This window comes from Burkholderia sp. Ac-20353 (assembly GCF_017104785.1).
GTDB lineage: Bacteria > Pseudomonadota > Gammaproteobacteria > Burkholderiales > Burkholderiaceae > Burkholderia.
In genome coordinates this window covers 1-24,922 of sequence record NZ_JAAGPL010000069.1, presented here as the reverse complement: position 1 = coordinate 24,922, position 24,922 = coordinate 1, and the positions used below count along the sequence as shown (strand labels likewise).

Sequence of the window (24,922 nt, the reverse complement as noted above, 5' to 3'; positions counted from 1 at the left end):
GATCCCCGTTCAAATGCCTCCCAATTTGCTCTGCTCGGCGGCGGTCAGATGCGAACGCTGATTCTGGCCAATTGCCCCGAACCCCACGATATCGACCGGGCTCGTGGCCTGATAGGCGAGCGGCAGCGGTGCACGCCGCTTGTGTTTCTCGATGTCATTGCCCCCGGTGTCGCCGAAACCCTCCACCTGTACCGAGATCGTCCAGCGCCGCTGGCTGCCGCCCGACGCGTTGTTCCTTGCAATGTCCTGCGCCATCTGGCTCGCTGCCGATGCCGCCGAACTCGCCGCGGTCAACGCCCCCGTGTTCACCGCCGCCACCATCGGAATGCCAGTCGCCTTGCCCGTCACCTGAATGTTGTCCGCATTCGCCACCCGCAGCGCCGCAACGTTCAGGTTGCCTGCGCGGATCCCCGCATCACCCGCATCCACCGTGCCGCGCGGCGCGATCAGGTTCACCGTGCCCGGCGGCACGCCCGGCACCGACTGCAGCGTCGCGATGCCCGCGCCCGTCACCGCGCCGCGCGCGTCGACCGTGCAATAGTGGTTCGCATCGCACACGTACTTCGGCGCGGGCGTATCGGCCGACGACTTCGAGCCCTTGCCCGCGTTGATGTCGCCGTTCGAACTCCAGATCGTCATGTCGCCGCCCTGCTCGGTGAACACGCGGCTTTGCGCGAGCAGCAGGCTCTGATCCGTGAAGATGTTCACGTCGCCTTTCTCCAGCGTCAGGATACCCATCGTGCCCGGGCCCGCCGCGACGTTCCCCTGGCTGTCGACGATTTGCGGCGGCGCCGACGTGCTGCCCACCAGCAGTTGCCCGCCCGGCCCGAGGATCGAGATGTTGCCGCCTTGCTGCGTCTGGATCGTCGTGCTGCGCATGTCGAGATTGCCGGTGCTCACCTGCTTGTTCGCACCGTTGCTGCCGCCGCCGAGATTGTTCGCCGTATAGCCGAGCGATGCGGGGAACATCGTGTTGAGCGCCTCGTAACCGCGCGCGTACTTCCCGTAATACGGGCTCGCGGCATTGTTGTAGTCCTCGCCGACCTGGGTCAGTACATTGAACAGCACCTTTTCCGCAAAGAATTGCTGCACGTACGAAGGCAACGCCTGGAACTGCTTCCACGCATCGTCGGCCGTCATTTTGTCAAACTTCGCCAGCGCGTCCTGCTTGTCCTGCGCCAACCCCGTATCGACGATCTGCCCCGCGTCGTATTCCTTCATGAACGCGACCAACGCCGGCGTCGCGCTCGGCACGCCCGCGACCGAGCTGCCCGGCGCGATATAGGTGGAGACGAACCCCGACAGATCGACGCCGGGCCCCACGCCGAACAGCACGTTGACGTTCGCGCTTTCATGCGGCAGGTACGGGTTGTTCGCATTGCCGATTGCGTCGATACCGGTAAGCGTCCTGGAATCCTTCACCAGCTGCTGGTTGGTCAACGGGCCGATGTTCCGGCCGGCCTCGATGTCGAACGTGCCGGGGCCGCCGAGCACCAGTGCGGGCACGACCGCACTCAGGCCGACGTATGACGCATCGTAGACGTCGCGCCCCGCCACGATGCGCGTGACGTCCGATTGGCGCAGGTTCTGCCCCAGGAACGCCAGGTTGACGATGTCCCGCCCTGCCTGAATCAGCGTCGGCTTGTCGAACGACAGCTTGGTGAGCCTGTCGTAGAAGCCTGCACTGCTTCCGGTCGTCAGCAAGGTTCCGTTCACGATGTCACCGTTCAGGCTGTAGATGCGCACCGGCGTCGTATCGTCGGCGTGCAGCGCCGCGGTATGCGCGCCCAGCGTGGTTTCGCTGGACAGCGCAAATGCGGCTTGCGGATTCGCTGCCGATGGCATCAGCGATGGATCCATGTCGAACATGCCGAATATCGGCAGGTCGCCGTTTGGCGACTTCGCCGTCCCCTTGACCGCAAAGTCGATCGATTGATCCGCGATCAGACTCAGGTTGCCGGACGCGGACGGATAAAGCTCACCACTCGATTCGACTGTGATGCCGCCAGCAAGCGCTGTCACGTTCACCGTTGCAGGAAGAACGAACGACAAGTCGAAGGTGCCGAGGTCCTTGGTGTTGGTGTACCCCCCGCCAATCGCGTCTTTCGGATACACCGAGCCCAGTACCACGTCGCCTGTCGTCGCCGTGACATTCACTGCGGAATTTGCCGTATATCCCTGTGCGTCTGCGTACTGGAGGTAGTTGAGGGACAGTGCACCGCGCGTCATGTAGGACGGATTGAACACACCGCCGATGTCAGCACCCTGACGGGCGCTGACGTTCAGGATGCCATCTTGTGTCGCGAGCAGGGTCGAGACAGGCGTCGGCGGCTGCGCAACGATCAACGAAGGAACAAAGACATCGGACCCGATGCGGCCGCCTGCCGTGATCGCGCCCGTTCCTTTCGCGACGAAGTAGTCGCCACTCAGGATGTCGCCTCCCGCCCGTACAGTCAGATTGCCACCACCGACCGTCACCGGCACGTCGTTGCTGTCCTTGTACCAGGTCGTGGGCAGCGAGACGGCCAGATCGACGATGCTGCCGCCCGCGTCGACCGACACGTTGCCGCCCACGCTCATGACGCCCTGGTCGAATGCGCCGAAGTCGATCGAGGTACGGTTGAGCGGCACTAGCTTGAGGCCCTTTGAAGTAGCGATCGCGGTGGGCTTCCCCGTGATCTGCATCCACTGCCACCAGAACTGGCCGATTGGCGTCCCCATTTGCCCCGAGATCGTGCCGTTCGTGTCGATCACGTTTTCGAGACCGCTGATATTGCCCTGCGCGCGGATCGAAATGTCGCCGGCGGCCTCCGGATTGACGGGCGACGTGACAAAGATATTGGGCCACGGCGCGGCACCGCCCTGCACGATTGTCGTCGTTCCGCTCGCGGATGGCGGCGCACTCGACGACGGTACGCCAGCCGTATAGATGACGCCGGGGATGACCGTCGCTTGAGGGTCCTGGGTGCTTGCCGGATCGAACAGCGATACGTTGTTGGCGGCGGCGACATCGATGGATCCGGCACCGGTCCGTATCATCGTCGGGACCACCACCGCCTTGCCATTCGGATTGCTGATGTTCGGGTTGGTCGAGTTGTCGTACTCGAAATGACCGTCCAGGGTCACGCTGCCGCTACTGCTGGACGACGGCTTCACCCCGAGCGGGTTCGTGCTCGTCAGGTCGGCTCCGGCAACGACCCGGTATGACGAACTGTCGCCTCGTACGAGGCTCGCGGAGAGCACCGGAAGTGCATTTGCCGCCGCGGCTACCGGCGCCGGCGTATTGTCGGTCTGCGGCGGCCGGATCGTAATATCGCCGGCAATGGGCTGAACCAGGACGGCGGGCGGTGCCTGGAGCTGGTCGACATGCGCGATGACGCTGGAATTGCTCGCCTGCCATGCGATCACATCCTTGACATAGGACTGGTACTGCGCGAGATACCGCGGATACCATGTCGCGTCGACTTGTTCCTCGGCTACGGTGGGGGCATTCAGCGACAGGACCGGCTGCCCGGGTGCGACCGGCGCATTCTGGTGACGGAGGTCCGCGAACATGAAAGCCCACGCACCGTTCGAAAGCTTCGACATCAGGTACTGCGTGTACTGCATATACATCCCGTAATACTGGGCGATCTCGTCGCTATTGCCCGACTTCCAGTTGTACGGGCTGGTCAGGCCGACATAGCCGTAGTTCGACAGAACATACCCGAAAGGGCCGAATGTCTGCGTCGACCACGCGTAGTTCGCAGCGTTGTAGGTAGACGGCACGGGTTTCGGCGCAACGATGCTGCTTCCGACAGGATTGTCGATCTGGAAGAACCCGTCCGTCAGGCTCGCTTTGACGTCTATGTTGCTCTCCGCTCGCAGCGTCACGACCGGCGCCTGGCCGTGGAACCGGAACGCCGGATCCGCCTGCGACGCGCCCGCACCGAGGTTCCAGTTCGTCAGCACGTCGATGTTGCCGCTGTTGATCGCCGTGCCCGGATTGTCCAGTTCGATGCCCGGCACCACGCGCGCATTCGCAATCCCCGAGCCGTCGAACGGATTCGGCATCGAATCGAGTCCGTGCTTCACAAAGCCCATCAGTGTCCCGGGCACCGCTTTCGTCGCATCGCCGCCCTGGTATCCGTAGAACGTCTGGTGATCCGCGTTCGCGCCACCGGAGACTGGCGCGAAAAACATGCTCTGCAACCCGCCGAAGCCGATCGCGGCATCGCCGCTTCGCAGTTGCGCCTGCGTCACCGTCGCCGTCGCACCCGTCACGTCGTTTTTCACGGTTCCACCACCAGTCCCGTCCGGCGTGAACGTGAACGTCGCCGGTGTGCTCGACGTGCTCTGTGCCGTGAACGTACCGGCCAGCAGGTGCCCGCCGCCGTCATACCAGCCGGCGGGATCGATGATGCCGTCGAAGTGCTTCGCGCCGGTGCTCGCATCGGTCGTGCTCCACACCGCGTATGCTTCGAGTGTCGTCGCGCGCGAGCCCTTGATGCCGTACTTCGGCTCCGACGGCGAATTCAATGTGACGTTGACCGAGCCGTCCATCAGCAGCGACGCACGGAAATTCACCGTGCCGCCCGACAGCCCGCCCGCGGTGCCGCCCGACACGTCGATCAGTGCGTGCGAGCCCAGCATGATCCGGCCCGCGTTGGCTTGCTCGATATTCTCGTAGCCGTAGGTCGGATTGATCGCGATCGACTCGTGTGTCACCGGATCGACGATCGTTGGATCAAACACCGCACTCGTGCCGATTTCGACCTTGCCCCCGCGCTGCCACGGATTGATCGTCTTGCCACCGTCCGTCGTCGCAATTGCGCTGAGCGTCCCCTCGACGTCGACACCGCTCTTGCCGTAGAGCCGGATCGTGCCGCCCGCCACGCCCGACGCATTGATCGTCCCGAGAATCGTCACATTGCCGTCAGTCGTGTCGACCTGCTTGCCGGTACCGCCATCGGCGATCAACGATACCGTATGCGCAGTCAGCGTATTGCCCGGCGACAGCGTCAGGTTGCCCGCCTTGGTATGAACCGTGATCGCACTGTTCACGCCACTCGAAGCGAGCGTCGTCGCCAGACTGTCCAGGTTGGCGGCACCGCCCGTGTCGAGCGACAGCGCGCCACCCGTGTAGCCGTTCGCCGCACCGCCCTTGATCGTGCCGTTCAGGTTTACCACCTGTTGCGGCGCCGACAGCGTGAGGCTGCCGGCGGCGCCGCCGCCGTTCGCGCCCGAGAAGTCGAGCGTTGAGCCCGATTGCACGTCCACCGTGCCTTTGTCGGCCGTCAGCGTGATCGCGCCGCCCGGCGCGTATTTCGTCACATCGAAGAACTGCTTCGATACGCCGGCCGCGCTCACCGTCGAGCCGCTGCCGATCGTCAGGTTTCCGCTCGTCGCTTCCAGGCTCAGGTTGCCGGCCGGCGCGGCAAGCGTCGCGCCGTTGTCGGCGAGCGTGCCGCCGACGAAGCTGAATGCGCCACCCACCGGCGTCTTCGTCAATGCGGTGCCGGTCGCGCCATTCAGCGTCAGCGCGCCGGTCGTCTTCACCGTCGATGCCGAACTCGTGTCGGCCAGATACACGGGCGCTGCGAGTGTCACCGGCAGCGCGCCGAAGTCGAACGTGCCCGTGTTCTGACCGACGATCCCACTCGTCGCGGTCATCGACACGCTCCCGAATCCGCTCACCGTCTTCGTGCCGGTGCCGAAGTCGATTTCCTTCGCGTTCACAGTCAACGTGCCGTTGCCCGGCACAGCCGTTGCGTTCGACGCCCCCGTCTCGTTCGTGAACGCGATCTGCGGCGCGTTCAGCGTCACATGCCCGCCGTCGCTCGTGAACGTGCCCGCGCTCAGATCGACGCTATTGCCGAACATCGCGTTCACGTCGCCGATGAAGCCGATTGCGCCATAGCTGCGCAGCGTCACCTGTTGCGCGTTCGCGAACTGAGCCAAGCCCGCCGGATCGATCACGAAGCCCGGCAGGTTTGCCGCAGCCGCGCCATTCGCGCTCGTGAACGTGATCGCCGAGCCATCCGCCGTGATTGCCTTCGCCGACAGCAGCGCAGTCGGATCGATCTTCAGGTTTCCGGACGAATCGAGCGTGAGCGCCTGCCCGCCCGTGAGCGTCGCACCCGCGCCAACCGTCAGCAGTCCTGTACCCGTGCCGCCCGTCCGCTTGAGCGGCGCCATCGCGCCGTTCGACACGCGCAGCAGCGCGCCGTCGCCCGCAATCGTGATCGGTTGGTCCTGTGCGGCCGGGTAATCGCCCGTTGCCGCAATCGACGCGCCCGCATCGACGCGCAGCCCGTTCGCTGCATTGATATCCGTGCCGCTCGCATCGGTCTTCGTGACCAGCAGGATTTCCGGACCCTTCAGCGACGTGTTGCCGTCGTTCGACACCACCACGCTGTTCGCGATCGGCGTGATCGTGACACCGTTCGTGGTCGCCGCGCGCGTGCCGCCGATCAGCAGACTGCCTGCGTTCAGCGAATCGAGCGCATCACCACTGATCTGCAGATAGCCGGCCAGCGCCGGCGCGCCATTGCCGGTGATCTGGATGTCCTGCGACGCGATATCGACTTCCGCCGGTGCACCACCTGTAGCGGCCGCCGTGTTCAGCGTCGCGCCAAGCGCCAGCGCCTTCGTCGCGGCCAGCACCAGTTGACCACCGTCCATCGGCAACGGCGGGGTTACGTTCCCCTTGCTCGCGGCAAGCCCCGTGAAGAAGCGGTTGGCGTCCTTCAGCGTGTACTGCGAGGACTGCTGCCACACCGGCCCTGACTGCACGTTGAACAGCGTCGGCGTCGCACTGCGGCTGCCCGTGATCGCGTCGGCGAAGTACCCGGACGTCACGACCGTGCCGTCCGGCAGCACCTGGCTCGCGCCCGGCGCGACGTTGCCCGTCGCGCTCGACACCGTCACCCGATAGGCCCCCGGCAGCGTCGCGTACTTGCCCGGCAACAGCGTGTAGTAGCCGGCTGCGAGGCCCGGCACGCCGGACAGGTAGACGGCCTTGCCGATCGCGTCGTTGACACCCGCCTGGCCGACGCCGAGCGTCGCGATCGTGGTCGTCGCCGTGCCGTTCTCGGCGACCGCCGGCTGGACCATCTGCGCGAACACCGGATCGTACGCGGCGACTGGCGACTGCGCGCCCGGCACGATCGCGTACACGCTCCCCGCGCCCACATTGATCGGCACGGCCGTCTCGCCCTTGCCGCTCGCGTAGCTGATGTTGTACTGCGACAGCACGTCGCGCGTGCCACCCGTGCCCGGCACCCACTCGGCCGCCCGCAGGTTGCCGCCACCCGACAAATCGATCGTCGCGCCCTGGTCGAGTGCGACGCGGCTGCCGTTCACGCCAATGAACTTCGCCGGCGGTGCGCTCAGGTCGGGCGTCGCCGTACCCGCGAGCGGATTGAACTGCCACTCGACACCGTCGATCGTCGTGCCATAAGGAATGATCGATCTGCCGTTCGAAACCGACGTCACGCTGCCGTTCGCGAACTGCACCGAATCGGTCGCGACCAGCGGCAAGCTGTTGAACTGCGCCAGCGTCGCTGCGTTCGTCGGATCGCCGACGCCGAACACGAGCGTGCCCGACGGTGCGCGCACCGTGCCGCCCTGCACGATGTTCGTCGCGTCCACCAGCAACGTGCCGCCCGCCGACAACGGCGTGGCGGACGCGCCGTTCGACGCGAACGTGACCGTCGTCGGTGCGGGTGTGCCAGTAACCGGATCGGCCGGCCCGACCGCATCGACGATGAACGTGCTGCCGGTCGCCGGATACAGATCCGCCGCCTTGAACGTCAGGTCGCCTGGCGTATAAAGCATTCCCGGCGCCAGGCCCACCGCCAGGGACTGGCTGGCGTTCGTCGAGCTCAGGCGGATGTCGCCGCGGCTCGTGAGATTCGCGTGACCGAAATTGTTGAGCTGGAACTGGTTCTGCAGATCGATGAACGATGCATTCACGTTCAGCGTCGCATCGGACAGCGCAGCGACGGGCTTGAACGCCGACGACTGCGACCGGATGACGGGCCCCGAGATCGCAACATACGGCGCATCGATCTCGACCGTTGAGCCGAGCGATGGCTGCGGCTTCGCGAGCAAGCCATCGACGGCGGCCGCGAGCGTCCCGTCCGCCCTGCGCGCAGGCGTCGACAGCAGTGACGACAATTGCCCCATGCCGATGGCCGCAACGCGCCCGGCATTCAACGTCACGGATTCCGGCAACGACAGCGTGACATCGCCCGCGAACAGGAGCGGGGTTGCCTGCACGTTGGAAAGATTGGGTGGCATGCTGCTGCCGAGCACGAGATTCGCGATACCGGATCCGTTCAGCCGGTCGGCCGCAAACTGGATGACACCGCTCGTCTGCCCGATCGGCAAGCCGGTTGTCGGATCGATCGCCGTCGCGAAGCTCTGCCCCGGCGCGACGCCCGCGGGCACGAGCATTCCGTCCTGCCGCACGACGAGCGCCGTGCCCGTCGAACCGTCGTTCTGGCTCGGCCGGATCGTCAGCGTGCCGCCGCGCGCCTGTGCGGCGCCCGGATGCGCCGCGAGCGTCGCATCCGCGAACAGGCCGTTCGCCGCCAACAGCGTGATCGCACCCGCATCGCTCCACACCGGTTGCGATGCGTACGTGCCGTTCGCCTGCAACTGGTCGAAGTGCGCCGACGTACCCGACACGTCGATCTTCGAGCCGGCCTGCGCGACGACATAGCCCGTATCGCTCGACAGCGTCACCGAACCGCCCGGCAACACCTTGCCGGTGGTCGGCACGACGGTCGCACCGTCCATCCTGACCGGCGCCGCGAGCGGATTGGTCAATGCGACACCCGATACGTCGAGCGCCGCGCCCGTGCCGAGCCAGACCGACTGACTCGGGCTCGTGAAGCCGACGTTGAGCTGCCCCGTCGGTGCAAAAGTGCCCCCGCCGTCCGCGCTCAGCGTGATCGAACCGCCGGGCGCGTAGACGGAACCGAGCACGGTCACCTGCGTCGGAGAACCGAAGCCAATGCTCGCACCGGCATCCGCCTGGATCGACGCGCCAGCCGACAGCGTGACTGCGCCGGTCACGCCCGGATACGACGGCGCCTTGTTGGACGGCCCGACCCACGACACGTAGTTGCCGCCCGTCAGCACGAGGCTCGTCGCCTGCCGGTGATATGCGTCGAGCTGGCCGCTCGTCGTCAGGCCCGCCGTCGACAGGTTCGTGCCCGTGCCCGTCTGCTGCAGCGCCAGCACGTCCGGGAGGCGGTTCTGCTGCGTCAGCACGATCGACGTGCCGGGCGCCACCGTCGTGTCGTAGTACGCGTTCAGCACGTACTTGCCGAAGCCGTGCTGCGAGAAGAAGCTCGCGGGCAAAACCACGTCCCACGGCGACGCGGCCGACGGATCGCCACCGATCCGGAAGCCGAGCGCCTGCAGCGACAACGTGCCGCCGCCGGAGAAGCCTTCGCTCAGGATCGTGCCACCCAGCGCGAGCATGCCGGCCGTCGGCTGCGCGGTGGGCAAGTCAATGCTGTAACTGCCAGGGTGCCCATATTGCATGCCCGACGCCGCCGTGTACGTGCTCAGCGACACATTGCCGGCCCGCCCCATCGGCACGCCGTTCTGCATCAGCAACTGGCCGTTAGCGAGCACCTCGCCGCCGCCCGACACGTCCAGCACGCTGCCCGGCTGCAGCACGATCGAGCCGGTCGTATCGGTGACGACGCCATTCCTGCCGATCGAGCCCTCGCTCGCCGACAGCGTGATGCTGCCACCGTTGATGAACTGGCTGTTGCCGGGCGTCGTGCCCGGCAGCACCCGCACGTCGTTGTTCACCCATTGGCCGGCGGCGCTGATCACGCCTTGCGGCCCCACCACGACGTTCCCGCCGCTCGCGATCGAAATCGTGCCCGACGGCGCGGACAACTGCCCCGCGACGTTGACGTCCGTGCCGCCCGACGCACTGTTGAACGTAATGGAACCGCCCGGCTGCAGGTTCAGCGCCGTACCTTGCGCGACCACGATGCCTTTGCCGCCGGTCTTGTCCTGCGTCACGCTCAGGTTCGCGAAGCCGCCGTTGTTGAGCGTTGCGACCGGCACGACCATCGTCGTCAGCACATTGCGCGGATCGGTGCTCGCAAGCTGTTGCATCGCGTTCTTGTCGAGCGGCGTAGCGATCGAAAAGCCCGACGCCAGTTCGTCCAGTTGCGGCGCCTGGTCCTGCAGGATCGTGAGCCCCAGGACGCCGGACGGCGCGGAGTCGGTCCCGTTTCCGTTGAATGTCGGACTGTTCAGCGCCCCGCTGCCGAGCTTCGGATCGACGCCGAGGTTGAACGTGCCACCCGACGGCAGACTGTTGCCCTGCATCTGCTTCGATCCGCCGAATGCCTGCGCGCGGATATCGCCGTCGAGCACCAGCGCCGAGGTCGCGAAGAGATCGAGCGTGCCTGCGTTGCCGCCGACGATGTAGTCGCCCTGGTACACGCCCCCCGTTTGCAGCGGGTTGTACCACGACTTCGTCACGCCCCAGCGCGGATGCGATTCGGTGAACTCGCCGGCAATGCCGACGTAAGTGTCGTACGGATTCGCCTGCCCGATCGGCACGATCGCGCCGTTCGCATCGACGAGCCGTGTCGTGTTGACCATCCCGCCGTCGTAATGCACGTAGCCGCCGTTCAGGTTCATCGACGAACCGGCGGCCGTCATCACCTCGTTGCCCGACAGGATGATCGTGCCGCCGTTCGTCATCAGCTGGTCGACCGTGCGCGGAATCAGGTTCACATACCCCGACAGGTTCAGAACCGGACTGCCGACCCACTGCACGCCGTCGCTGCGCGTGCCCGTCAGCGTGCTGTCGACCACCACGCCCTTCAAGCCAAACAGGAAGCCGTCGCGCAGCAGCGGTGAATCGGCCAGTTCGTTCTGGCCGATCCGGCCGATCGTGACGAGCGTCTGCGAAATCGACGCCTGCACGTTCGCGAGACCCGACACGTCGATCGTCGCGCCGTTGTCCAGATAGATCCGGCCCGGCGCCGCATTCTGCTTGACGTCGGCGCTATAGCTCGTGATCGCCGGTGACAACGCGGCCACCGTCACGCGCGAACCCGGCGCCTCGACCAGCGAACCGCCCTGGAACCACACCGCGCCCGACGTCATCGCGATGCTGCCCGGCGTGAACACCGTCCCCGGCGTCGATGTCGCCGTCTGTCCGTTGTCGTCCGGCAGCACCGTCGTCACCGACTCCGGCCCGAAACTTAGCAAACCTGACCTGTGTGCGCCGTCCGCACCGCCGACCCCACCCGTCGCCCGCCCTTGTCCCGGATACCCGTTACCCAATGGATCGTTCGAGTCGTACTCGTCGACGGTCGAGATCGTGATCGTGCCCGGCGTGTTCACGCTCGTCGTCACCCCCACGACGCCGTTCTGCGCGACGCGGCTGCCCAGCAGGTTCACGTTGCCGCGCGCGGCCTGCACGATGCCCGTATTGGTCAACGTGCCGGTCGGCGTGATGTCGATTGATGCACCGCTTTGCGGATCCGTCGTGAGGATCTTTCCGCTCAACTCCGGCAGCAATATCTGCGGATTGTTCGCGCCGAACGCGTTGGGCCTGAGACTGACACCCACGCCCGCCGCGAGCACGACCTGTCCTGCCGTCGCCGTGATGCTGCCGCCGTTCGTCACGTTCGGCGCCGCAACCAGCACGAAGCCGCCGTCGCTGACCGTGCCGTTGGTGTGCGTCGTGATCGATGCGCCCGGCTCGATCGTGATGTCGCCCGGCGCCTGGTACGCGCCAACAATGTTCGCCCGGTTGCCGAGGCCCAGCACTTCGTTCGGTACCCCGGCATCCCCCTGCACCCCGGACGAACTGCCCGACTCCGGATACGCGAGCCCGCCCGTCGTGCCGACCGGCAGGCTCAGGAACTGCTGGTTGCTCGCGGCGATCCCGTCGGGCGTCGGCATCGGCTGGTTCTTCATGTCGAGCAGGTTCAGCGACGATGCAACCAGCGAATGCACGTTCACCTGCGAACCCGCGCCGAACAGCACGCCGTTGCGGTTGATCACATACACCGCGCCCTGCGCGTTGACGCTGCCGAGAATCTGGCTCGGCCGACCGCTCGGATCGTTGATCCGGTTCAGCACTGCCCAGTTGTTCGCGCCGTTCGTCTGCTTGCCCGCCGACTGATCGAAATTCAGCGTCGTCTGCCGGCCGACGTTCATCGTCTCCCATGTCAGCACCGCGTTCTGCCCGGTCTGCTTCACGTCGACGTTCACGTGGCCGCTGCTGTCGATCGTCTGCTGCGGCTCGTTTGCGTTGACCCACAGCAGCGGATTGGTCGCGTCGGTGTTCTGGCTGACCCGGTCGCCTTTGTCGTTCGTTACGAAGGTGATGCCCGGCGCCACTTGCAACCCGCCCGGCACGAGCCCGTTCGGCACCGTCGACGGCAACCCGGCGACCGCAGCCGCCGCACTCTGCTGCGCGGCGATCTGCGCGGCAACCGCCTGCGCCGCATGCCCGAGGTTGCGGATCGACGGCTGGCTCGCCTGCAGCGCCTGCTGCGCCGACACGCCGAGGTTCGGCACGCCCGGCACACCACCAACGCCGCCCGCGCCGCCACCCGACGCACGGGCCGTCGCCTGCCCGAGATTCATGATGCCGGCCGCGTGCGCGTGCACGGATACGCCCACCGCCATCATCAACACGATCGCCTGATACACGGGGCTCAGTCGTGGAACGCCATGCCCGATCTGTTTGTGGGTCAAGCTGGACGATGCGAGATTACGAGCGCTCATGCGCTTCTCCCGATGCTGGATAACGAAGACGAACGGAATCGCTGCCGACGGCGCCTCGGCGCATCACGCAAGCGGATGGACGGAATTGAAGTTTCGATGAGACGTCACTGACGTGACAGGCCGCGTGTACCTGCCATCGCGGCGGTACCGGGCCATTGTCGCGGGAACGAATCGGAGCAAGAGAGGGCGTCATGACCAAAGACGGAAGAACTCTCCGAATCCCGCACGCCGAAATTGCGGTCACCCGGCTGGCCCCCTCCCGAGGCCAACTCGAACCAGCTCTAACCGAGCAGTACGATATTCCCCGGCAGGTTCGTCACACGCGCACCGGAAATCCGGGCGATCATCGCGCCCGCATCGTTCAGCGTGTCGATGGAAAACGACGCCTGCACCAGACGCGTGCCCAGATCCGCATTGCGCAACACGATCTTGCCGGGCCGATAGCGGTTGATCTCGTCGACGACCTGCGCGAGCGGCACCGCCCTGAACACGAGCATCCGCTGGCGCCACGCGGTCACGGTGCTGGTATCCACCCGCGTGTCGAGATGCAGCGCGCGATCGCCATAGGTCAGCTGCTGTCCCTCGGACAACGTTACCGACCGACGCGGATGCTCGACGCTGACCGTACCCGCGATGCAGGTGACGCAGACTTCCTCTCCCGTATGCCGGACGTCGAAACGCGCGACGGCCGCGCGCAACCGTGCGGGGCCGGCCAGGACCGTGACTGAGGCCGAACGCGAAGCGCGCGCGGCGTCTGCCCCTTCGGCAATGATCTCCGCCTCTCCGCTGAGCAGCCTGACGCTGCGTTGCGCGTGGCCGTCGATCCGGTCCGACACGAGATTGATCCGCGTTTGCGTGTTCATCTGAACGATCACGCGATTCTCGAGCACTACCTCGCGCTGTTCGCCCGTGCCGGTGTGGTAATCGGCCATCAGGTCGCCCAACGCCGGCCACATCCCCAGTGGCGGCCGCAAGGCCAGCCACGATGCGCCCGCCGCCACCGCAAAACCGACGAACGCGCGCCGTCCGCCACGCACGGTGGCGCGCGACGAAGCACGCGTGGCCCCGGACGCCGCCGCTCGTCTTGCCCGCACCTCCGCGCCGGCGGCCTGCAATGCGTTCCACGTATCGCCGATCGCGCTGGCCATGCGCGCATGCTCGGGGTGCGCTGCGCACCAGCTCCGGAACGCTTGCGCGTCCTCGGCCGTCGCATGGCCCGAACGCATCCGTACGAGCCACGCACGCGCCTGCGCCTCGATCTCTTGATCAAACGGTTGCGGATTGCCCATCGTGCCTGTCTTCAAAATTTGCGCCGCCCCTTTGTGGACCCTGAGGTGGACATCCCCAACAGGCGATGGTTGCAATGCTTCAGTGCTTCGCTCAGTTCCTTCTCGACCAGCCTCAGCGAAATCCCCATGCGCTGCGCGATCTCCGTATTCAGCAGGCCGTCGACCCGGGCAGCGAGCAGGATCTCCTGGCGGCGCGGCGTGAGCCCCTCCACGATCTCGATCAGCGCGTCGACCTTCCGCCTGCCTTCCAGGATGCGCGCGGGGTCCGCCAGTTCGTCCTCGGCTTCGAACAGCGCGTCGATCTGCGCTTCCTCGAGCGGCGTTTCGCGATGCTCCTTGCGATGCTGGTCGACCGAGATGTTGACGGCCATGCGCAGCAGGTACGCATCCGCATTGGACACCGTGCCGACCTTGGGCAGCGTCTCCAGGCGGACCCACGTTTCCTGCAGCGCGTCGGCCGCCTTGTCTCGCGATCCGAGAAAGAATTCGAGCCGTTTGCGGAGCGTCGCATAACGCGAAACGAGCAGGTTCATCAGCAGGCTGCGCATCTGTTCCGACACCGCCGTCACCCCCGTTCGCCGGACAGCGAGCAATGGGACACGACAGCACCGCCAATGGGACGCAGCAGGATCGTCACCGGTTGCGGCAAGCCCGTCGGCGGCCCCGAATCCAGCACCAGGCTGCGGACCGCGCGCCCGATCGCGGCATCCCGCGCCGGCTCGCCGGTCGAACCCACCAGCTTCGACGCGCTCACCGCACCCGAGTCGTCGATACGCATCTGCACGACGAGCCGATAGTTGCCGGGCCGGGTTTCCGGCGACGCGCACAGCGCCTCCGTCAGGCGCGCCTGCACCATGATCGCGTAGCCCACGTTGCCATTGATGCCGTCAATCGACTCGACGGCGGAGCCGCCCGATGAAGTGGATGTCGTCGCGGGCTCCACCGCCGCGGGCGCTCCGACGATCACTGCCGCATTCTCGCTGGTGAAGTTCATGCTCAGGCCTGTGCCGTCAAGGAGCCGTCTCAACGCGTCGGATCTGGAAAATTCGCCCGTTACCGGCTTGCTGACCCGGCGTGCGAGCAATTCGTTGTCCACGAGAACGGACGTCTTCGTGACGCGGCTGTATGTTTCCAGCGCGGAACCGAGCGATTGCGCCGGCAGATCGAAATGAAGCGTCGCGACAGATCGGGAGGGTGCGCCACCGGCATCCTGCGCGTGCGCACGTTGAATCGTCACGGCGCCCCACAGTACGACACACGTGGTGAGCGCCAGAGCACCGGCCGACGCCCGGGAGCCTGTCATGTTCGGAAACCGGTAAGAAAGTACGGCGCTTCGCAAGCGTCGAAGCGCGGCATGGACGCCGTATCGTAGAAACGGGATGTGTCAGCGACAAGTCAGGATTCTCCGTCGCCTGGATGCCGCTGCGCCCACCGGTTGCGTTCGCCAAAGCCGTTTCAATCAGGCGAGCCGCTCCCCGAACAGGCGCCCCCAAAGCGATCGCCTGGGCCGGATCAGCCGCTCCGTCGAATCGCAGAATGCGTCGAACAGCGCACGCACGTCGACCGGCTCGCCTTGCACGACGCGTTTCTGGATCGCCGTAAAGGCGCCGATCGCGAGGCTGGTACCCGGCAGGTTGAGTACCGGTCGCCTTCCGAACTGGATGCTGTCGGAAATCATCCAGGTGAGATCCAGCTGCTGCGCGAGCGCATCGCCGAACGCAACGCCGAGCGCCTGCAGCTCGAGTACGTTGTGCGGACCGAAGCGTTTGGCCTGCAGGACCGCCTGGACGATCAGCAGCTTTCCCCTGATGCTGTCGTACAGGAATTCGTGGCCGTCATCGAGCGGCGCGAGCAGCCACCGCCTCATCCTGTCGAATACCGCCAGATCCGCGTCCGTGAGCGGGGTGATCGTTTCCAGGGTCTTGCGCATCGTTCACCTCTCTTCGCTCTCTTCGCACGCGCGGAAATGCCGCCATACGCACAAGACGGATCCGGCGACGCAAACCCGCATCAGAGCCTGCCGACCTTGATCGTTCTGCCCAGCTTCGCCTGCTCGCCCGGATTCAGGAACGTGCGCTGTGCGTCGCCCACTGCACCCACCCCGAGGACGGCAACCGCACTGGAAGCGTCGTAGCCGAGCTGCTGCGTGCCGCGGCCTCGCCGCTTGTCGTCGCCGCCCTGCTCCCCGAAGCCCTCGACCTGCACCGAGATCGTCCAGCGCCGCTGGCTGCCGCCAGACGCGTTGTTCCTTGCGATGTCCTGCGCCATCTGGCTCGCTGCCGATGCCGCGGAACTCGCCGCGGTCAGCGCCCCCGTATTCACCGCCTGCACCATCGGAATGCCAGTCGCCTTGCCGGTCACCTGGATGTTGTCCGCGTTCGCCACGCGCAGCGCCGCGACGTTCAGGTTGCCCGCGCGAATCCCCGCGTCGCCCGCATCCACCGTGCCGCGCGGCGCGATCAGGTTCACCGTGCCCGGCAGCACGCCCGGCACCGACTGCAGCGTCGCGATGCCCGCACCCGTCACCTCGCCGCGCGCGTCGACCGTGCAGTAGTGGTTCGCATCGCACACATACTGCGGCGCGGGCGTGTCGGCCGACGACTTCGAACCCTTGCCCGCGTTGATGTCGCCGTTCGAACTCCAGATCGTCATGTCGCCGCCCTGCTCGGTGAACACGCGGCTTTGCGCGAGCAGCAGGCTCTGGTCGGTGAAGATGTTCACGTCGCCCTTCTCGAACGTCAGGATGCCCATCGTGCCCGGGCCGGCGATGACGTTCCCTTGGCCGTCGACGATTTGCGGCGGCGCCGACGTGCTGCCCACCAGCGCCTGCCCGCCCGGCCCGAGGATCGAGATGTTGCCGCCTTGCTGCGTCTGGATCGTCGTGCTGCGCATGTCGAGGTTGCCGGTGCTCATCTGCTTGTTCGCACCGTTGCTGCCGCCACCGAGGTTGTTCGCCGTGTAGCCGAGTGATGCGGGGAACAGCGTGTTCAGCGCTTCGTAGCCGCGTGCGTACTTCTGGTAATACGGGCTCGCCGAATTGTTGTAGTCCTCCCCGACCTGGGTCAGCACGTTGAACAGCACCTTCTCCGCAAAGAACTGCTGCACGTAAGTCGGCAACGCCTGGAACTGCTTCCACGCATCGTCGGCCGTCATCTTGTCCACCTTCGTCTGCGCGTCCTGCTTGTCCTTTGCCAACCCGGTGTCGACGATCTGCCCCGCGTCGTAGTCCTTCATGAACGCGACCAGCTCCGGCGTCGCGCTCGGCACGCCCGCGACCGCGCTGCCCGACGCGATATAGGTGGAGATGAACCCCGACAGATCGACGCCGGGCCCGACGCCGAACAGCACGTTGACGTTCGCGCTTTCATGGGGCAGGTTCGGATTGTTCGCATTGCCGACCGCATCGATGCCGGTGAATACCTGGGTGACCGAACCGGTGTCGAATTTCGAGTTGTACAGTTCGATCCGGTTCGTCAGCGGACCGATATTGCGCCCGGCCTGCACATCGAACCAGCCCGGCCCGCCGAGTGCCAGCACCGGCACGGCGCCGGCATTAAACAGGAGCGGCGTGTCGTAGATGTCGCGGCCGGCCACGATACGGGTCACGTCGGAACTGCGCAGGTTCTGGCCCAGGAACGCCAGGTTCACGATGTCCTGCCCGGCCTGCACGAGCGCCGGCTTGTCGATCGACAGCGTGACGAGATTCCGGTAGAGACCGTCGTCGCCGCCGAACGCATTGAGCGTACCGTTGACGATGCTTCCGTTCAGGCTGTAGATCCGCGCAGGCGTCGTGTCGTCGCTGTGCAAGGCCTCGAGCGCATGGGCGCCGAGCGTCGTGTCCGTCAACGACGGAACCGTTGCTTGCGGGTTCGTCGGCGACGGCATCATCGAAGGATCGGCATCGGACATGCCCAGCTTGGCGGACAGGCCCGACCCAACGACAGACGCCGCGACGTTGGACAGATGCACCGACTGATCGGCAATCAGGTTCAACTGCCCGACCGCAGACGGATACAGCGTGCCGCCCGATTCGACGTCGATGCCGCCACTGAATGCCGTCAGATTCACACTGGCGGGCAGTACCCCATTCACGCCGGTCAACAGGTTGCCGAGCGTACCGAGCCGGACATCGCCGGTCGTGGACAGCACGTTTACCGACGAAGTCGACGAATAGCCCTGGCTGTCGGCGTATCGCGAATAGTAATCGAGGAGGATCGTGTTCGCCGGTTGCCCCGCAGGCAGCGTGAAACTCGTTGAATACGACGGATCGAGCACTTCCCCGATATCGACCCCTTGCCGAGCAGTCACGTCGAATACGCCGTCCTGCGCAGCAAGCATCGTCGATACGGCAATCGGCCGGTTGCCCAAGGCTCGGGAGGCCACCGAGATATCCGACCCGATGCGCCCGCCTGCCGCGATCGTTCCTGCCCCCTTCGCGACGAAATAGTCGCCGCTCAGGATATCGCCGCCGGCCCGCACGGTCAGGTTGCCGCCGCCGACAGTGACGGGCTTGTTGTTTCCATCCAGGTACCACGTGGTCGGCAAGGACACGGCCAGGTCCGAGATGTTGCCGCCCGCGCTGATCGACACGTTGCCGCCGACGCTCATCACGCCCTGGTCGAATGCGCCGAAGTCGATCGACGAGCGGGTCAGCAGATCAGTGATTGCACCATTGGTAGTGGTCTGGCCCGGCGAGATCTGCATCCACTGCCACCAATACTGGCTGATGCTGTTGCCGGCCGCGCCCGTTACCACGCCCGTCGTATCGGTCACGCTCTGGACGCCATTGATGTCTCCTTGCGCGTGAATCGTGATGTCACCGGCCGAATCCGGATTCACGGCTGGCGTGACCAGAATGTCGGCCATCATGAACCCGGCGCGACCGCTCGCGAGCGTCGACACAAGACCCAGCCCGGGCGAACCGTTTGCTGGCGCCCCCGCCGTATACACCACGCCGGGCGCGGTGGTATCCGCGAGCGTGAAAGCGCTGCCCGCGGCAATGTCGATCGACCCCGTACCGGTGCGAATCGTCGTCGGCTGCAGCAGCGTGAGCCCGTTCGAATCGACGTAGGCCGTATGCTGGCTCAGCGTCACGTTGCCGCCCGATGCGCTGGCGGCACCGAACGCGGCGATCGGCTGCACCGCGAGCGGGTTGGCGCTCGCGACGTCGGCGCCGGAAACGATCCGGTACGACGAACTCTGGCCGCCCAGCAGCGCCGCGAAACTGATCGGCAGCGGGTTGTCGGCCGTCGCGACGTTCGCTGGCACATTGCCGGGCAAGGTGCCGATATTGATCCCCGTATAGGGGATCGACAACGGTGCGGTCGGCGCGTAGAAGAAGCTGTACGCGTACCTCGGATGCGAGAGCGGTAAAGTGGATTTTAAGAGGGATACCCGATTCAGATAGGCGTTATAGACGGAGATGTATTGTCCGTAATCGCCAGGACTCGACGATAAAACCGGCGGCGTCGGTGTGCCGAACTTGGGGAAAAGGACCACCCCGTCTCGGACTATCCCGGTGATGGTCGCAAGGGTATATCCCCACAACCAGCTGCCCGGCCCGTTGTATGCCGCCAGATAATCCTGATAGGACGAATAGTGCGAAAGCTCGGGAGCCGCGACATGCAACGGGGACCAAGGCATGACGTGGAGCGCGTAGCGTCCGCTCGCCCAGTCTCCGTAATACGTCCCCCACGAATTCGCATACTGCAGATAGTCGGAGTAGTAGTCGGCCGACTGATTCTTGAGCGGTGCGCTCAGCGCGACATTCGGATCATGGAGCGGGTTCGTCGCGTCGCTGCTGATTGAAGTCAGCGATTGACTCGTCCCGTCGGTGAACTGCACCGTGATCGATGCCGGATCGTCGAGCGACATCAGGCTGTCGTACAGCGATGCGGCATCCGTATAGGTGCCGGTGGCTGACGCATTCCCCGCCGCCCCGAGGATCGTCGCCACCTGGCTCTGGAAGAACCCGTCGGTGATGCTGGCCTGCGCATCGAAATTGTTCGCAGCCCGGAACGTCAGCATCGGTGCGATCGTGTGCTGGTAGCGATAGACGGGCACGATCGTTCCGTTGTCGTTCGGCAACCCGGTGCCCAGATTCCAGTTGGACAGGATCGAGATGTTGCCGCCGTTGATCGCCGTGCTCGGATTGTCGAGTTCGATACCGGGCGCCACCCGGAAATTCGCGATGTTCGCCGTCGATCCCTGCAGCTTCGGCCCATTGGCGCCGAGACCGTTCTGGACGAAGTCCATCAACGTGCCGGGCACCATCGACAGCGTGCCGTTGCTGGCCTTCACGATCTGCCCGCCGTAATACGTCTGGTGATCGGTGTTTGGATTGGTCGGCACGAAATACGTGCTGTCCATTCCCGTGAAACCGATCGCCGCGATACCGCTGTGCAGCGACGCGAGATCGGCCTGACTGCCGGTCAGCTTCGCCTGCGCGCCGGTCGCGTTGTTCGTCAGCGTGCCGCCACCATCGCCGTTTGCATTCGGCGTGAAGGTGAAGGTCGGCGGATTGGTGCCTTGTGCGGTAAACGTGCCGGCCAGCAGGTGCCCGTTGCTGTCGTACCAGCCGGCCGGATCGATGATGCCGTCGAAGTGCTTCGCGCCGGTGCTCGCGTCGGTCGTGCTCCACACCGCGTACGCTTCGAGTGTCGTCGCGCGTGCACCCTTGATCCCGTACTTCGGCTTCGACGGTGCATTCAATGTGACGTTGACCGAGCCGTCCATCAGCAGCGGCGCGCGGAAATTCACCGTGCCGCCTGACAGCCCGCCCGCGGTGCCGCCCGATACGTCGATCAGCGCATTCGCGCCCAGCACGATCCGGCCGGAGTTGGCCTGCTCGATGTTCTCGTAGCCGTAGGTCGAGTTGGTCGCGATCGATTGGTGTGTCGCCGGATCGACGATCGTCGGATCGAACACCGCGCTCGTGCCGACGTTCACCTTGCCACCCCGCTGGGTCGGATCCGAGCCGCGCGCAAGCAGCGTGCCTTCGATATCCACCCCGCTCCTGCCGTACAGGTCGATCTCGCCTCCCGCGTTGCCCGATGCGTCGATCGTGCCGAGCACGTTCACGTTGCCGTTCGCGGTATCCGACGCGTTGCCCGCGCCGCCGTCCGCCGTCAGCGATACCGTGCGTGCGGTCAGTGCATTGCCTGCCGACAGCGTCAGGTTGCCCGTCTTCGTGTGGACCGTGATCGACTGGTTCACGCCGCTCGATGCGAGCGTCTTCGCGAGGCCATCGAGATCCACCGCGCCGGCCGTTTCGAGCGACAGCGAGCCACCCGTGTAGCCGTTCGCCGCACCGCCCTTGATCGTGCCGTTCAGGTTTACCACCTGTTGCGGCGCCGACAGCGTGAGGCTGCCCGCCGCGCCGCCGCCGTTCGCGCCCGAGAAGTCGAGTGTCGAGCCCGATTGCACGTCCACCGTGCCTTTGTCGGCCGTCAGCGTGATCGCGCCGCCCGGCGCGTATTTCGTCACATCGAAGAACTGCTTCGATACGCCGGCCGAACTCACGGTCGAGCCGCTGCCGATCGTCAGGTTTCCGCTCGTCGCTTCCAGTCTCACGTTGCCCGCCGGCGCCGTGATCGTCGCGCCGTTGTCGGCGATCGTGCCGCCGACGAAGCTGAATGCGCCACCCACTGGCTTCTTCGTCAGCGCAGTACCTGCCGCACCGTTCAGCATCAGCGCACCGGTCGTCTTCACGGTCGATGCCGAACTCGTGTCGGCCAGATACACGGGCGCATTTAGCGTCACCGGCAGCACACCGAAATCGAATGTGCCCGTGTTCTGACCGACGATCCCGCTCGTCGCGGTCATCGACACGCTCCCGAATCCGCTCACCGTCTTCGTGCCCGCGCCGAAGTCGATTTCCTTCGCGTTCACGGTCAACGTGCCGTTGCCCGGCACAGCCGTTGCGTTCGACGCCCCCGTCTCGTTCGTGAACGCGATCTGCGGCGCGTTCAGCGTCACATGCCCGCCGTCGCTCGTGAATGTGCCCGCGCTCAGATCGACGCTGTTGCCGAACGTCGCGTTCACGTCGCCGATGAAGCCGATTGCGCCATAGCTGCGCAGCGTCACCTGTTGCGCATTCGCGAACTGAGCCAAGCCCGCCGGATCGATCACGAAGCCCGGCAGGTTTGCCGCAGCTGCACCGTTTGCGTTCGTGAACGTGATCGCCGAGCCGTCCGCCGTGATCGCCTTCGCCGACAGCACCGCAGTCGGATCAACCTTCAGGTTTCCAGACGAATCCAGCGTCAGTGCCTGACCGCCCGTGAGCGTGGCGCCCGCACCAACCGTCAGCAGTCCTGTACCCATGCCGCCCGTCCGCTTGAGCGGCGCCATCGCGCCGTTCGACACGCGCAGCAGCGCGCCATCGCCCGCAATCGTGAGCGGCTGGTCCTGTGCGGCCGGGTAATCGCCCGTTGCCGCAATCGATGCACCGGCATCGACGCGCAGCCCGTTCGCTGCATTCGGATCGGTGCCGCTCGCATCGGTCTTCGTGACCAGCAGGATTTCCGGTCCCTTCAGCGACGTGTTGCCATCATTCGACACCACCACGCTGTTCGCAATCGGCGTGATCGTCACGCCGTTCGTCGTTGCCGCGCGCGTGCCGCCGATCAGCAGGCTGCCCGCGTTCAGCGAATCGAGCGCATCTCCGCTGATCTGCAGATAGCCGGCCAGCGCCGGTGCGCCATTGCCGGTGATCTGGATGTCCTGCGACGCAATATCGACCTCCGCCGGCGCACCACCTGCGGCAGCGGCCGTATTCAGCGTCGCGCCGAGCGCAAGCGCCTTCGTCGCGGCCAGCACCAGTTGACCACCGTCCCTCGGCAACGGCGGGGTTACATTGCCGTTCTTCGCGGCCAGCGCCGTGAAGAAGCTGTTGGCGTCCTTCATCGTGTATTGCGAGTACTGCTGCCACACCGGCCCCGACTGCACGTTGAACAGCGTCGGCGTTGCGCTGCGGCCACCGGTCAGCACATCGGCAAAGTACCCTGCCGTCACCACCGTGCCGTCCGGCAACACCTTGCTCGCGCCCGGTGCGACGTTACCGGTCGTGGCCGACACGGTCACGCGGTACGCGCCCGGCAGCGTCGCATACTTGCCCGGCAGCAGCGTGTAGTAGCCGGCCGCCAGCCCCGGCACGCCGGACAGGTACACGGCCTTGCCGATCGCGTCGTTCAGGCCCGCCTGGCCGACACCCAGCGTCACGGCCGCGGTCGTCGCCGTGCCGTTATCGTTGACCGCCGGCTGGACCGTCTGCGCAAACACCGGGTCGTACGCGGCGACCGGCGACTGCGCGCCCGGCACGATCGCGTAGACGTTCCCCGCGCCCACGTTGATCGGCACGGCCGTCGCGCCCTTGCCGCTCGCGTAGCTGATGTTGTACTGCGACAGCACGTCCCGCGTACCACCGGTGCCCGGCACCCATTCGATCGCCCGCAGGTTGCCGCCACCGGACAGGTCGATCGTCGCGCCCTTGGCGAGCGCCACGTTGCTGCCATTCACACCAATGAACTTCGACGGCGGTGCGCTCAGGTCGGGCTGCGCGGCGCCGGCCACCGGATTGAACTGCCACTCGACGCCGTCGACGGTCGTACCGTACGGAATGATCGCGCCACCGTTCGAAACCGACGTCACGCTGCCGTTCGCGAACTGCACCGTATCGGTCGCGACGAGCGGCAGGTTGTTGAACTGCGCCAGCGTCGCAGCGTTCGTCGGGTCGCCCACGCCGAACACGAGCGTGCCCGACGGCGCGCGCACCGTGCCGCCCTGCACGATGTTCGTCGCATCCACCAACAGCGTGCCGCCCGCCGACAGCGGCACCCCCGACGCGCCGTTCGATTCGAACGTGATCGTTGTCGGTACCGGTTTGTTCGTCGTACTGTCGACCGGCCCCACCGCATCGAGAATGAACGTGCTGCCGGTCGACGGGTACAGGTCCGCCGCCTTGAACGTCAGGTTGCCCGGCGTGTACAGATCGCCCGACTGGAGGGCGCTGTTGACGGAACTCGTCGAGCTCAGGCGAATATCGCCGCGGCTCGTGAAATTCGCGTGCCCGAAGTTGTTCAGCTGGAACTGGTTCGCGAGGTCGATGAACGACGCGTGCACGTTCAGTGTCGCGTCGGAAGTAGCGGCAATCGTACCCAGCACGGCCGGGTTGATCAGCGTCGGGCCGACAATCGACACATACGGTGCGTCGAGGGTCACAGTCGAGCCGATCGTCGTGGGCGTTGACGACGTCAGCTCGCTGTTCAGCAGCGAACCGAGCGTGGGAATCGAGTAATTGCCGGCCGCGTCCTTCACCCCGTGCGTCAACTGGCCCAACTGATCGCTGTTGAGCGCCACGATCTGATTGGTGTAGATCTGGATCGCCTTCGGTACCGTCACGTTGACGTCGCCGGCAAAGGCGACCGGTACGGGTGTCAGCGCGGTGCTGTCGCCCAGCACGAGGTTCGAAATTCCCGAGCCGTTCAGGCGATCGGCGGCGAACTGGATCACGCCGGTCCGCTGACCGCTCGGCAGCCCGGTGGCCGGATCGACCGGCGTCGGAAAATCCTCGCCCGGCGCCAGCCCCGCGGGCACCAGCGTGCCGCTTTGCTGCACGACGAGCACGGTCGCGCCGGTCGAACTGCTGATCTTATGCGGCAGGATCGTCAGCGTGCCGCCGCGCGCCTGCGACGCACCGCCATGGCCGGCCAACGTCGCGTCCGCGAAGAGGCCATACGCTGCCGACAGCGTGATCGACCCGGCATCGCTCCACACCGGCTGTGACGCATAGATGCCGTTCGCCTGCAACTGGTCGAAGTTCGCCGACGCGCCCGACACATCGATCTTCGAACCGGCCTGTGCGACGA

6 protein-coding genes are annotated in these 24,922 nt (G+C 65.8%); all 6 read right to left on the bottom strand.

Annotated features, from left to right (window positions below; all coding sequences use genetic code 11):
• Positions 1-9: 9 nt before the first annotated feature.
• The gene (locus G3N94_RS20475) at positions 10-12,672 is read right to left on the bottom strand and encodes a filamentous haemagglutinin family protein (protein WP_205794411.1); all 12,663 of its coding nucleotides are present in this window, start codon (positions 12,670-12,672) and stop codon (positions 10-12) included.
• A gap of 377 nt (positions 12,673-13,049) precedes the next feature.
• Positions 13,050-14,057, bottom strand: a complete 1,008-nt coding sequence (locus G3N94_RS20470) for a DUF4880 domain-containing protein (RefSeq protein WP_205794404.1) — start codon at positions 14,055-14,057, stop codon at positions 13,050-13,052.
• 11 nt (positions 14,058-14,068) lie between these two features.
• Entirely contained in the window at positions 14,069-14,605 is a 537-nt protein-coding gene (locus tag G3N94_RS20465; RefSeq protein ID WP_241021973.1) for an RNA polymerase sigma factor, read from the bottom strand.
• A gap of 17 nt (positions 14,606-14,622) precedes the next feature.
• On the bottom strand, positions 14,623-15,360 hold the full coding sequence (locus G3N94_RS20460; protein WP_205794402.1) for a TonB C-terminal domain-containing protein: 738 nt from the start codon (positions 15,358-15,360) through the stop codon (positions 14,623-14,625).
• A gap of 156 nt (positions 15,361-15,516) precedes the next feature.
• A complete protein-coding gene (locus G3N94_RS20455) occupies positions 15,517-15,987 on the bottom strand; it encodes a DUF3806 domain-containing protein (protein WP_205794401.1) in 471 nt (156 codons plus the stop codon).
• An 80-nt stretch (positions 15,988-16,067) separates the two neighbouring features.
• A partial coding sequence (locus G3N94_RS20450) for a filamentous haemagglutinin family protein (RefSeq protein ID WP_205794400.1) occupies positions 16,068-24,922 on the bottom strand: 8,855 nt, incomplete at its 5' end.

What these genes read in the sequence shown, in the direction of transcription:
- G3N94_RS20475 (WP_205794411.1), bottom strand. Translation starts at nt 12,672, where the DNA reads ATGATGGCGGTGGGCGTATCCGTGCACGCGCACGCGGCCGGCATCATG.
- G3N94_RS20460 (WP_205794402.1), bottom strand. Translation starts at nt 15,360, where the DNA reads ATGACAGGCTCCCGGGCGTCGGCCGGTGCTCTGGCGCTCACCACGTGT.
- G3N94_RS20470 (WP_205794404.1), bottom strand. Translation starts at nt 14,057, where the DNA reads ATGGGCAATCCGCAACCGTTTGATCAAGAGATCGAGGCGCAGGCGCGT.
- G3N94_RS20465 (WP_241021973.1), bottom strand. Translation starts at nt 14,605, where the DNA reads ATGCGCAGCCTGCTGATGAACCTGCTCGTTTCGCGTTATGCGACGCTC.
- G3N94_RS20455 (WP_205794401.1), bottom strand. Translation starts at nt 15,987, where the DNA reads ATGCGCAAGACCCTGGAAACGATCACCCCGCTCACGGACGCGGATCTG.